Annotated in this window: 10 protein-coding genes; 3 read left to right on the top strand and 7 right to left on the bottom strand. The window is 59.8% G+C overall.

The window, feature by feature from the left end; genetic code table 11:
* Nucleotides 1-95 precede the first annotated feature (95 nt).
* From ACM6JQ_RS14905 to ACM6JQ_RS14875, 7 genes are all read right to left on the bottom strand, one after another.
* Nucleotides 96-611, bottom strand: a complete 516-nt coding sequence (locus ACM6JQ_RS14905) for an Hcp family type VI secretion system effector (RefSeq protein ID WP_007919523.1) — start codon at nt 609-611, stop codon at nt 96-98.
* A 430-nt stretch (nt 612-1041) separates the two neighbouring features.
* A complete protein-coding gene (locus ACM6JQ_RS14900; protein WP_414894089.1) occupies nt 1042-2421 on the bottom strand; it encodes a VOC family protein in 1380 nt (459 codons plus the stop codon).
* Nucleotides 2422-2509: 88 nt separating this feature from the next.
* Nucleotides 2510-3730 (bottom strand): glycolate oxidase subunit GlcF, encoded by a 1221-nt coding sequence (gene glcF, locus ACM6JQ_RS14895; protein WP_123374873.1) that lies wholly within the window; start codon nt 3728-3730, stop codon nt 2510-2512.
* Between the two features lie 2 nt (nt 3731-3732).
* Entirely contained in the window at nt 3733-4782 is a 1050-nt protein-coding gene (glcE, locus tag ACM6JQ_RS14890) for a glycolate oxidase subunit GlcE (protein WP_414894088.1), read from the bottom strand.
* The gene (glcD, locus tag ACM6JQ_RS14885) at nt 4782-6281 is read right to left on the bottom strand and encodes a glycolate oxidase subunit GlcD (protein WP_414894087.1); all 1500 of its coding nucleotides are present in this window, start codon (nt 6279-6281) and stop codon (nt 4782-4784) included. The genes glcE and glcD overlap by 1 nt, the downstream gene beginning before the upstream one ends.
* Nucleotides 6282-6413: 132 nt before the next feature.
* A complete protein-coding gene (locus tag ACM6JQ_RS14880) occupies nt 6414-7340 on the bottom strand; it encodes an alpha/beta fold hydrolase (protein ID WP_007919529.1) in 927 nt (308 codons plus the stop codon).
* A 21-nt stretch (nt 7341-7361) separates the two neighbouring features.
* The gene (locus ACM6JQ_RS14875) at nt 7362-8816 is read right to left on the bottom strand and encodes a flavin-containing monooxygenase (RefSeq protein ID WP_414894086.1); all 1455 of its coding nucleotides are present in this window, start codon (nt 8814-8816) and stop codon (nt 7362-7364) included.
* Nucleotides 8817-8993: 177 nt separating this feature from the next.
* Here ACM6JQ_RS14875 and ACM6JQ_RS14870 point away from each other — a divergent pair, with 177 nt between their 5' ends.
* From ACM6JQ_RS14870 to ACM6JQ_RS14860, 3 genes are all read left to right on the top strand, one after another.
* A complete protein-coding gene (locus ACM6JQ_RS14870; protein WP_414894085.1) occupies nt 8994-10067 on the top strand; it encodes a diguanylate cyclase in 1074 nt (357 codons plus the stop codon).
* A 210-nt stretch (nt 10068-10277) separates the two neighbouring features.
* Nucleotides 10278-11516, top strand: a complete 1239-nt coding sequence (locus ACM6JQ_RS14865; RefSeq protein ID WP_414894084.1) for a M20/M25/M40 family metallo-hydrolase — start codon at nt 10278-10280, stop codon at nt 11514-11516.
* Nucleotides 11517-12129: 613 nt separating this feature from the next.
* Nucleotides 12130-12432, top strand: a complete 303-nt coding sequence (locus tag ACM6JQ_RS14860; protein ID WP_038369113.1) for a hypothetical protein — start codon at nt 12130-12132, stop codon at nt 12430-12432.
* Nucleotides 12433-12441 lie beyond the last annotated feature (9 nt).

Genomic DNA, 12441 nt, shown 5'->3' with positions numbered 1-12441 from the left:
CGACCGCAAAGCGGCTCAACGTACGCGAAATTCTGGAGGGGCGTAAACAACATCGACCAGCAGAGCTGGCCGATGCTTGTAACGATCAGCCGTAATTAAACGACTGGAGCACGCCAGTCATCGGAACCCGAAGTACCGGATACTTCGTGGGTCCAGGTGATTTTGCGGTAGGTGAACTGCACTTCTTCCAGGTGGGTGAAGTGCGAGTTGCCTGGATCCTGGCAGTTGTGCATTTTGTTGTTGATGGCGACGATGATCGCGTCTTCCAGTTTGGTGGTGTAGTAGTGCTCTTGGGTGCCTTGAGCAGAAGTACGGAACCACTGGATAACGATTTCGCTCATGCGCTCGCCGGAGGTCAGAGCGGCTTGCAGCAGAGGCGAAGCTTTGTCGTAGACCTTGGTGATCACAACTGGCTTGTGAACGCGCTGACCGGTTGGCTGACCGGATTGTGGGTCACGCGGGATGATCACGTCGTGGCTGAAAGCCTGAACCATAACCTGGTCTTCGTGGCCTTCCTGGTAGGTGTTGCCTACGGAGTCAGCGGTGAAAGCGCCTGCAGTGATCAGGCCTTGTTTTTCGCCGGTAACCGACATGTACGCTGGTGTTGCCATGGGGTGCTCTCCTTGCGGAATAATTTAAGGTGCCCGGGAGGCGAAATCGCCCGGTGGGTGCCTGACTGTTATCAAGGAGCGTGCCAACAATTGTGGCAGCCATACGGGCCGGGGTGTTTGACTGATTTTTCAGGCGCTTGTGCGAAATAAAGCGCTCGCCCAATGCAAAAGTGCGCAAGAAGTTGCGCAGTACTGCGCAACTTCTTGCGCACTTGGCTGCAGGCCTTGTGCGACGTGGCTCTCAGCGGTTTTATCAGGCTTTTTTACAAAACAAGTGCGCAACTTCTTGCGCACAATGGCCACACGCCATCATTTGGTCGAGGCGGCTGCTTAAAACTTTTAGATCAAAAGATCGCAGCCTTCGGCAGCTCCTACATTTGGAATGCATTTTCCCTGTAGGAGCTGCCGAAGGCTGCGATCTTTTGATTTTTCAACGCGCGAATTGGATGAGGCATTCCTCGATCGAACGCTGCTGCGTCGCGGCATACAACCCCAACTCATCAATGGTTGCGCGCCCCAGAGCCTGTTCGAAGGCCTGCCGATTGGAGTGCTCGCCATAGTGCGCCTGCGCCGCGTCCCCAAGGTTCGACTGAAAAATCCCCGCCGCACTCACCGGCAGGAAATCTTCGTACACCAACGGTTCCGCTTTCACATAACCATCGCGTAACAAGTCCTCCAGAGACGACTGCCCAAGTCCTCCAGCAGCCAGACCTTTTTCCGTGGCGAAATAGCGAAAGTACGCCAACTCTTGTTCACGCATGCCTTCGACACTGTCAGGAAATTCGCCAAAGTGTTGAGCCATCAGCGCGTTGTAGCGTGCGCCATTGCCCTCGTTGGGGAAGTCACCGAGTTCATCGCGCGCGGCGTTGAGCAAGCGGTCGTACAGCGTCCGGCCTTTTGGCGTGAGTGCCGCGCCGCGCTGTTCGATTTCGCCGAATCGCGCGCTGTGGCTACCACGGGTTTGGTTTTGATCAGTGAAGGCGATCGGCTCGTCCAGCGCCTTGAAACTGGTCTGGCGCAAGAGGATCGGGCATTGCCGGCGCGGCGGGCCTTCGATGACCGCTTTCGGGGTGATGCCATGGGCCGGCATCTGTTCCTGCACGCGGTCGATGTCCAGCGTGCGCGGCGTCAGGTGGTTGATGTGCGGGCCTTTGAACGCCACCACGTCGGCGATCAAGCGGTGTTGGGCGCTTAAAGTCTGGTATTGCGCGGCAGTAACCGTGGCGCTGTGATGCCAGCGAAAGGTTTCCAGTGCCTGCAGGACGAATGCCTCGGCCTCGCTTTCATTCAGTCCGCCTGCGGTTTCAGCTTGCGCGATCAAGCGTAATGCCTCCGGGGTAAAGATCGAACGCTGGGCCAGCACGGATTCGGCGAAGGCGCGTAGCTGCGGATCTTCAATCAACTCCAGGCGCAACAACGACGTAAACACTCGAAACGGGCTGACTTGCAGCGCGTCCTCATGCACTGCGCGAAAAGCCGTGGAATGCACCGGTACGCCCGCCGGGGTCAGGTCGTAATAACCCACCGGCTGCATGCCCATCACCGCAAACAAGCGGGCGAGGGTGGCCAGTTCGGTGGCGGTGCCGACGCGGATGGCGCCATGGCGCTCCATGTCCAACCGTTGGATTTCGCCGGTGCTGTCGAGCTGCCGGGCGATATCCGGTTGACGTGCAAGCACTTCGCGGTTGGTCTGTTCCACCAACTCCATCAGCGCGCCGTACAACGGCACTTCTTCGCGGTACATGTCGGACATCGCTTTGGAGAAGCGTTGGCGGATCAGGTTGGGGCTGACGAACGGCTGCACGGTCATGAAAAAAATTCCTGCCACGGTCACGGAATGGATGAGTGAAAAGATCGCAGCCTTCTCGCACGCGGGCAAACGAAGAATCCTACGAACTTCATTCTGCCAACGACTGATCCACCAGTTCGATCCAGTGCATCACCCGCGTGCGTCCGGCACTGGCCAGATGGCTCTGGCAGCCAACGTTGGAAGTGACGATCAGCTCAGGGCGGCCACTCTCCAGCGCATTGAGGCGGTTGTCGCGCAGTTGCCGGGCCAGCACCGGTTGCGTCAGCGAATAGGTGCCCGCCGAGCCGCAGCACAAATGGCCGTCGGGCACGGCGGTAAGATTGAAACCCAGGCGCGTCAGCACAGCTTCCACTGCGCCGCCCAGTTTCAACGCGTGCTGCAAAGTGCATGGGCAATGCACGGCAATCCGCCGTTCAGTGGCGGCGCAGATCTGTTCGAGCGGTTCCTGCGCGAGTACCTGCACCAGATCCAGCGTGCGCTCGCTGATTGCCCGGGCCTTGGCCGCATACAGCGGATCGTCTGCCAGCAAATGTGCGTAATCCTTGATGAATGCGCCGCAACCGCTGGCGGTCTGCACAATTGCTTCTGCACCGTTTTGCAGGTGCGGCCACCAGGCATCGATGTTCTGCCGCGCGCGGTCGAGGCCTTTGGCTTGCGCGTCGAGGTGATAGTCCAATGCGCCGCAACACCCGGCCTCGGCCACCGGGGTGACACTGATGCCCAAGCGATCCAGCACCCGCGCCGTGGCGTCATTGGTATTTGGCGACAACCCCGGTTGTACGCAGCCTTCAAGCAACAACACCCGCCGGGCATGCCGAGGGGCAGGGCGCGAGCCGTTAACCGGCAAGTGCTGCGGCAATTTGCTTTCAAGCAAGCGCGGCAACAGCGGCCGAAACGTCGTGCCCACCCGCAACAAGCCTTTGAACAACCCTGAATTCGGCGCCAATGCGCGCAAACCCTCGCGCAACAGACGTTGCGCCGCCGGACGTGGCACCGCGTGATCGACCACCGCGCGGCCAATGTCGAGCAGGTTGTGATAGTCGACGCCGGACGGGCAGGTGGTTTCGCAGTTGCGGCACGACAGGCAGCGGTCCAGATGCAGTTGCGTCTGTGCCGTCGCCGGTGCGCCTTCGAGCACTTGTTTGATCAGGTAGATGCGCCCGCGCGGGCCATCCAGTTCATCACCGAGCAATTGATAGGTCGGACACGTCGCGTTGCAAAAACCGCAGTGCACGCAGGTGCGCAGAATCTTTTCCGCCTCGGCGGCACGGGGCAGTTGTCGCGATTGTTCGCTGAGGGTGGTTTGCATGGCTAGAACTCCGCGTACATCCGCCCGGGGTTGAACAGCCCTTGCGGGTCGAGTTGCACCTTGAGTTGTCGGTGATAACGCAGCAGTGTCGCGGGCAATGGCTGAAACGGCGAATTGCTGGCGCCATGGCTGAAACAGGTAGCGTGGCCGCCCAGTTCCTGCGCGAGAATGTGGATGTGCGCCGCGTCGGATTTCAGCCAGCGTTGCGCGCCGGCCCAGTCGATCAGTTGCTCGCCGGGCAGATCCAGTGGCCCGAGATTGTTCGGCAACGACAAGCGCCACAGCGGCAAACCTTCGTTGAAAAACGCTAGACGTTGTTCATTCAGATCCCGCCAGAACCCTGAATCTAGCGGCTCACCACCGAGTCGTTGATGCGCCGCCGTCACTGAACCTTCGCCGCCCTCAAGCCGCAGATACAGGCTCTGGCCATCGTGACAAGCGGCACTGATCGGTAGCGGTTGCTGACCCCATTCGGCAAGCTTGGCCAGTGCCCTCGCGCAGTCCATGTCGAGGCGAATGCTCAGGCACTGCCGTGGTTTCGGCAGGACTTTCAGCGACACTTCGGTGAGCACGCCGAGGCAGCCGTAACTGCCGGCCATCAGCCGCGACAGGTCATAACCGGCGACGTTTTTCATCACTTCGCCGCCGAAACGCAGGTGCTGACCGAGGCCGGTGATCACCCGCGTGCCGAGGACAAAGTCGCGCACCGAGCCAGACCACGGCCGCCGAGGCCCGGACAACCCCGTGGCGATCATGCCGCCGACGGTGGCGCCTTCGCCGAATGCCGGCGGCTCGCACGGCAGCATTTGTCCGGCAGCGTCCAGCACCGCCAGCAGCTCGGACAGAGGCGTGCCGGAGCGCGCCGTGATCACCAGTTCGGTCGGCTCGTAACGGACGATGCCGCAATGGGCGCGGGTGTCGAGTACTTCGCCGGCGACCTCGCGGCCGAGAAACGCTTTGCTGTTGCCGCCCTGAATTTTCAGCGGCGTGGCATTGGCCCGCGCTTCGTTGACCTGATCAAGCAGGGCGCTGGCGGCGTCGACATCGGCCATCAGAAACGCTCCAGTTCGGGGAATGGCAATTGCCCGGCGTGAATATGCATCGCGCCGAATTCGGCGCAGCGGTGCAGGGTCGGAATGTTCTTGCCGGGGTTGAGCAGGCCTTTTGGGTCGAACGCAGCTTTTACAGCATGGAACAGGCTTAGTTCGTCGCTGTTGAACTGCGCACACATCTGGTTGATTTTCTCGCGGCCGACGCCGTGTTCGCCGGTGATGCTGCCGCCGACCTGCACGCACAGTTCGAGGATCTTGCCGCCCAAGGCTTCGGCGCGGTGCAGCTCGCCCGGTTGATTGGCGTCGAACAGAATCAGCGGGTGCATGTTGCCGTCGCCGGCATGGAACACGTTGGCCACGCGCAAACCGTATTCTTCGCCGAGGCGGGCGATACCTTGCAGGACCCCGGGCAATTCGCGGCGCGGGATGGTGCCGTCCATGCAGTAATAGTCCGGTGACAAACGGCCGATTGCCGGGAAAGCATTTTTGCGCCCGGCCCAGAACCGCACGCGCTCGGCTTCGTCGCTGGCCTGACGCACTTCGGTGGCGCCGGCCGCGGTCATGACCTCGCGCACCCGTTGGCAATCGTCGTGGACATCGGCTTCGACACCGTCGAGTTCGCACAGCAGAATCGCCTCGGCATCGACCGGGTAACCGGCGTGAATGAAGTCTTCGGCTGCGCGAATGGCGAGGTTGTCCATCATCTCCAGACCACCGGGAATGATCCCCGCCGCAATGATTTCGGCGACCGCGCGGCCGGCCTTTTCCACTGAATCGAAACTGGCCAGCAGGACTTTCGCGACTTGCGGTTTGGGCAGCAGTTTGACCGTGACTTCGGTGATGATCCCCAGCAGACCTTCGGAACCGGTGAACAACGCGAGCAAATCGAAACCCGCTGAATCGAGGGCATCCGAACCAAGGGTCAGGCGTTCGCCTTCGATGGTCAGTACTTCGATTTTCAGCAGGTTGTGCACGGTCAATCCGTACTTGAGGCAATGCACACCGCCGGCGTTTTCGGCGACGTTGCCGCCGATCGAGCAGGCGATCTGCGACGATGGATCCGGCGCGTAATACAGGCCGAAGGTTGCGGCCGCTTGGGAGATCGCCAGATTGCGCACTCCCGGTTGAACCCGCGCAGTGCGGGCGGCAGGGTCGATGTGCAGAATATTATTGAAGCGCGCCATCACTAACAGCAGGCCCTGTTCCAGCGGCAAGGCACCGCCGGACAACCCGGTGCCGGCACCACGGGCAACCACCGGGACGTTTTTCTCATGGCAGAGTTTGAGCAGGGTTTGCACTTGCTCAAGTCGACGGGGCAGGGCAACCAGCATCGGCGTGGTGCGGTAGGCGGAGAGGCCGTCGCATTCGTAGGGTTTGAGTTCTTCTTCGCGCCACAAAATGTCGAGGTCAGGCAGCGCTTGCTGCAGGGCCTTGAGCAACTCAGTCTTGTTCACCTGCGGCAACGGGCCGTCGAGGCGTTCGTCATAAAGAATATTCATCTAAACCTCAGACCTCGTCACTTTGTAGGAGCTGTCGAGTGAAACGAGGCTGCGATCTTTTGATCTTGTTTTTAAAAAGCAAAATCAAAAGATCGCAGCCTTCGGCAGCTCCTACACAGGATGTGTTGCGTATCATTTCTGGCTTCCGAGGAATTCCCGATACAGGCGCGCAGTATTCCCCGGCTGTTCAACCATCGGCATGTGCCCGACGTGATCCCAGACATCCACACGCAAATTGGCGATACCCTTGCTCCACACCGGCACGCTGCTGACATCGATCAGCCGATCCTTGCGCCCCCAGAGCAACAGCGCCGGGCATTTGATGTCGGGCAGTTTCGGCTCCATCGGCGGGCTGGCGCGAAAATCGCGGAAGATCTCTTCCAGTTCATCGCGTTGTTGTTCGTAGCGCTGGGCGATGGCGTCCAGCACCAGGTTCGGCACCCACGGTGGCGACTCCATGGTCATCGCGTAAAACTGGCGAAATTCTTCCCGCGAGTTGATCAGAAACGGGTTATGCCCGCGCGCCAGATGCCGCTCCATGTCGCTGACCTCGGGCGCGGTGACGCCCGCCGGGTCGATCAATGCCACCGAAGCGATGCGGTCGGGATAAGTCGCCGCCAGCCACGCGGCGATGTAGCCGCCCATCGAGTTGCCGATCACATGGACTTTCTCCACGCCGCAGACGTCGAGCAACTGGATCATGCGCTTGGCCTGCAACGGAATGTCATAACCGCCGCCAGCCTTGAAGCCGGTTTCACCATGGCCGGCGAGGTCCGGGATGATCACCCGATACTGGCGCACGAAATGCCGGGAAAAGCGCAGCCACAGGTTCTTCTCGGCGCTGTAGCCATGCAGCATCAGAATCGCGCTGGCCGCTTCGTACGGCCCGCCCTGCCAGGTCGAGACAGTCATCTCGGCGATCGGCACTTCGATCTTGTGCAATTTGTACAACTTGGCCTCGATGGCCATGTTCAGGTCGTACAGCCAATGACCGACCGCCGGATAACTCAACCAGCTCCAGGCCACGAAAACCGCGAGGGCGACAAACAGCAAAAGCATCGACGTCTTCCTTTTACGTGTTCAGGACAGAATGTGGTCGGCCGGTTTCAGCGCCCGGGTCAAGCGGTGATAGCTGAAACTGAAGCCGGGAAACATCGCGATCACATGACCGCTCTTGCTTTGATACCAACTGTGGCAACCACCGGACTTCCAGACCGTGCGCTGCATCTCCCGATGAATCATCTCAGTGTAGGTACGTTCCGCTTCACGGCGCACTTCAATGCTGCGCAGGCCTTTGGCCTGCACGGTGCGGATGCAGTCGAGGATGTAGTTCATCTGTGATTCGATGATGAACAGCGCCGAGGTATGCCCGATGCCGGTGTTGGGGCCGGTGACGATAAACAGGTTGGGGAAGTCCGGCAGGCTGGTGCCCAGATACGCGCGCGGGTATTGCGCCCAGACATCTCTGAGTTGCACGGCGTTTTTTCCGCTGACCGGGTAGGAAATCACCCCGTCGGTGGCGTCGTAACCGGTCGACCAGACGATCAGATCAACGTCGATGTGCTGACCGTCCTGAGTGTTAATCCCGGTTTCGTCGATGGACGCAATGCCTTGCTCGCGGGTATGCAAGGTGACATTGGCGCGACTCAGCGCCGGGTAATAGGTGCTGGAAACCAGCACCCGTTTGCAGCCAATGGTGAAGTCCGGGGTGAGTTTTTCTCGCAGCAGCGGGTCCGGCACCTGGCGTTTGAGAAAACGCAGGGCGTGCTGCTGGACCATGTGAATCGCCGCTTTTGAATATTTGAAGGCGATGACCCGGGTTTCGAATTGCCAGTAAATCAGCCAGCGCAATAATTTGTAGGCGGGTTTCAGACCGAGCAGCCAGCGTTGCAGCGGTCCGAACTGACGATCGGCGCGGGGCAGCACCCAATGCGGTGTGCGTTGAAACACGTGCAGTTGCTCGACCTGTTCCGCAATGGCTGGAATCACTTGCACCGCACTGGCACCGCTACCAACGATGGCCACGCGTTTATCGCGATAGTCGTAGCTGTGATCCCAGTTGTTTGTATGAAAAGTCTTGCCTTGAAAGCGATCCTGGCCGGGAAAGTGTGGGATGACCGGTTGGCTCAATGGCCCGGTGGCATTGATCAGGAACTGCGCATAAAAGGTGCCTTTGCTGGCGGTGTGCACGGCCCAGCGTTTTTCCGTGTCGTCCCATTCGACACGCTCGACATCGGCTTGCAACTCTACGCGCTCGCGCAAACCGAATTGCTCGATGACATGCTCGGTGTAGCGCTGCAGTTCGGCCTGCCCGGCGAACATCTGCGACCAGCGGTACGGCGCGAACGACAGCGAATACAGCGGCGACGGCACGTCCACCGCCGCGCCGGGGTAGGTGTTCTGGCACCAGGTGCCGCCAAAGAAGTCCCGTCGCTCCAGCAGGCGAAAATCGTCGATTCCGGCTTTTAGCAGGTTGACCGCAGCACATTGACCGCCAAAACCGCTGCCGATGATCAACACGAGATAGGTGTGCATGGGCCTCCTTCTTATAGTTGTTTTTCCATTTTGCTCCTTTCATGTATAGCCAAATATTTGCACTGTGCGCGGCCCTGATGTCGCTCTATTCAGCCCGCTGGCCGGTGATGGCTATTTAACGTCGCCCTGTTAGACTTCCAGCACATCCGTCCTGCGGTGTGCGTGATCGAGGTCCTTATGGGAAATACCGGAGGAAAGGGACTTTCATTGGCCAGGAGGCTTTATACATCGCGCATCCTCGGGTTGATTCTGGGGCTCGTGTGCGTGAGCGTGGCGATGTACTCGCTCGATCCGCCGCTGTGGGTCTGGGCACTGATGTTCTTCAACGGCCTGGTCTGGCCGCATCTGGCGTTTCAATGGGCACGCCGCGCCCGGGTTCCTTACCACGCTGAACACCGCAATCTGTTGATCGACGCCTTTTTCGGCGGCTTTTGGCTTGCCGCCATGCATTTCAATCCGTTGCCCACTGCCACGACCATTTCGATGATGGCGATGAACAACGTCGCCATCGGTGGTTCACGTTTTCTATTGGCAGGCACTGCGGCGCAGTTGCTCGGGGTCGGCGTCGGGCTGGTGGTGTTTGCTCCGGCATTCATTCCGCAGACCACCCCTGCGCAAATGTACGCCTGCTTCCCGTTACTGCTGCTGTACCCGTTGGCGCTGGGCTGGATCTGCTTTCGCCAGGCCTACACCCTCGGTCGACATAAACGCGAACTGCTGGCCCTGAGCCGCACCGACAGCCTGACCGGGCTGCTTAACCACGGCGCCTGGAAGGATCAACTGGAGATTGCTTTTCAGCGCTGCAAGCGGCAGAAGCAGGGCGCGGCGATTGCGCTGATCGACATCGACCACTTCAAGGCGATCAACGACACTTACGGCCACGTCGCGGGCGACATCGTGTTGCGCCAGTTGAGCAAGTTACTTAAACAAAACCTGCGGGCGACAGACGTTGCCGGGCGTTATGGCGGTGATGAGTTCTGCGTGATTTTGCCGGATCTGCCGCTGTTCAATGCCGCGCAGGCGATGGAGGCGTTGCGCGAGCGCTTCGCAATTCTCGGTTATGAGCAGAACCCGGCGTTGAAGGTCAGCTTGAGCATCGGCCTGGCGGCGTACGATCCGGCGCATGCCGACGCGACACGCTGGCTCAATGATGCCGATCAGGCGTTGTACGAGGCCAAGGCGAGCGGGCGTAACCGGGTGATTTGCAATTGCGATGACAAGCCGCGGCGGACATTGCTGGATTCGGTCTGAGCTTTGACCCCAATCCCCTGTAGGAGTGAGCCTGCTCGCGATAGCGTTGTGTCAGTCACCATCAATGTCACTGACAGAGTGCTATCGCGAGCAGGCTCACTCCTACAAATTTGTTCGGTGTCGGTCTGGGAGATGTCGCATTCGGTGTAGAGCCTCGCGCCGATGTCGGGTACGGTTAAATCCCCTCCGACGCGAAACAAGGATCGCTTCATGACGTTCTCATTTTCTCGCTCCCTGCTGGCCGCCAGCCTCGGCCTGTCTCTCGCTTTCTCCGCTGCCCACGCCTTCGCCGAACCGCATAAACAAGTGCTCGCCGATGCCGAGCAATACCAGCCAGAAGCGCTGAAACTGCTGGAGCGACTGGTCAATATCGACTCCGGTTCCGGCTATGAACCGGGCCTCAAGCAAGTCAGCGACATCGCCATCGATGAACTGAAAAAACTCGGCGCGACCATCGAACTGGTGCCGAACACGCCGGAAAAATCCAACCATGTACTGGCGACGCTGAAAGGCACCGGCAAGGCAAAAATCCTGCTGATGGCGCACATGGATACGGTGTTCAAGGAAGGTTCGGCGGCCGAGCGGCCATTCCACATCAAGGACGGTCGCGCTTACGGGCCGGGGGTGATGGATGACAAGGGCGGCATCGTCGCCGGGATCTATGCACTGAAAGTCCTGAAAAACCTCGACTTCAAAGACTATGCGCAAATCACCTTCCTGCTCGACGCCAGCGAAGAAACCGGCTCGGAAGTCGCCACCGACCTGATCAAGAAAACCGCCAAACAGCACGACGTGACCCTCAACCTTGAGCCGGGCCGCCCGGCTGATGGCTTGGTGGTGTGGCGCAAGGGCAGCGCGACGGCGCTGGTCGAGGTCAAGGGCAAAGCCGCGCACGCCGGTGTCGCCCCGGAACTGGGGCGCAATGCTGCGATGGAGGCTGCGCACCAGATTCTGCAACTGGGCAAACTCGGCGATGAGGCGAAGAAAACCACCATCAACTTCACTGTGCTCAAGGCCGGTGACCGCACCAACGTGATTCCCGATCAAGCCACGGCCAAGGCTGACGTGCGCGCGGCGGTGCCGGAGGAGTTCGACCGGATCGAGAAGGATCTGGCGCGGGTGTCGCAGGACAAGCTGATTGCTGAGACGGAAGTGAAGACTTCGTTGCAACGCGGGCTGCCACCTATGCCGCAGACGCCTGAGTCGGACCGTCTGATGGCCATGGCCCAAGGGATTTACGGCGAGATTGGCCGCAAGTTGACGGAGGAGGGCAGTGGCGGCGCGGCGGATGCGAGTTTGTCCGCCGGGGTTGGCACGCCGACGCTGGATGGCTTCGGGATTGTTGGCGGCAATATTCACACGCCGGAGGAGTACGCCGAAGTGGCGAGTGTGGCGCCGCGGATTTATTTGTTGTCGCGGATGATTATGGAGTTGGCCAAGCCGCGGTGAAGGGGGGATCGTTCCCACGCTCTGCGTGGGAATGATCATTAAGCCGCGGTGAGGTGGTTTGCGGTGTGATGAGGTCGGCGGGGTGCCAGATAAATCGGCCCCTCACCCTAACCCTCTCCCAGAGGGAGAGGGGACTGACCGTGTTGTTTGTGATTAACACGGCGGCCTGAAAGATCAGCTTGAACTCAAAGTCGGATTCAGCGCGGTCTCTCACGTCGGCGTAAATCCATGGCATCCCCCAATCAGTCCCCTCTCCCTCTGGGAGAGGGCTAGGGTGAGGGGCTTTTGTGGGAAAAGTGGAAGGCGCGGACGGCGTACAACTTTCCAAGACGTTTCCTACAACGTACCCTGTTGCCGCATTTCGGTATCGACCCCTATAGTTCGGGCTCGCGGAAAAACACCGCGAACGACCTTGGCCGGTCGATACAGAGACGTACAGTCTGCCCAACATATTCAGTCGATGTTTGTCTGTGATGTTGTGTTATGGCGGCTGTGCGTGGGACACCTTCGGGTGTGCCGGTTCCTGTATCCGGTCGGCCAACCCGCGTACGGCTGCCACCTTCCTCGTTTGGCCGCGACTGGTGGTAGCTCTCTCAATACAGGAGTTATACCAATGTGTGATCAAGTAATGCCCCGCTTCCTCCCCATCGACACCTACGACGCCGAATCCCCGGTGCTCTTCCTCAATACCCACTCAGAACTCAGCGACATGGCCGCCTGTGCGATGCACCGGTTTGTGGTCGTGCGCGATCTGGCCGACACCTTTGCCAGTCTCAACCTCAAGGGCATTTCCGATTGTGATCTGACACGGGTGACCAGCGCGGTGCATCTGTTGATGCGCGAGGGCTGTGCGATTCTGAATGTGATTCAGGCGCGGGCGGTGCAGCGGGAGGAGGCTTACAAGACGCCGGTTTAGCGGTGTAGC

This window comes from Pseudomonas sp. IT-232MI5 (assembly GCF_949767845.1).
In the GTDB taxonomy this organism is placed as follows: domain Bacteria; phylum Pseudomonadota; class Gammaproteobacteria; order Pseudomonadales; family Pseudomonadaceae; genus Aquipseudomonas.
The sequence above is the reverse complement of the archived record's forward strand: the minus strand, read 5'-3'. Positions and strand labels throughout refer to the sequence as shown.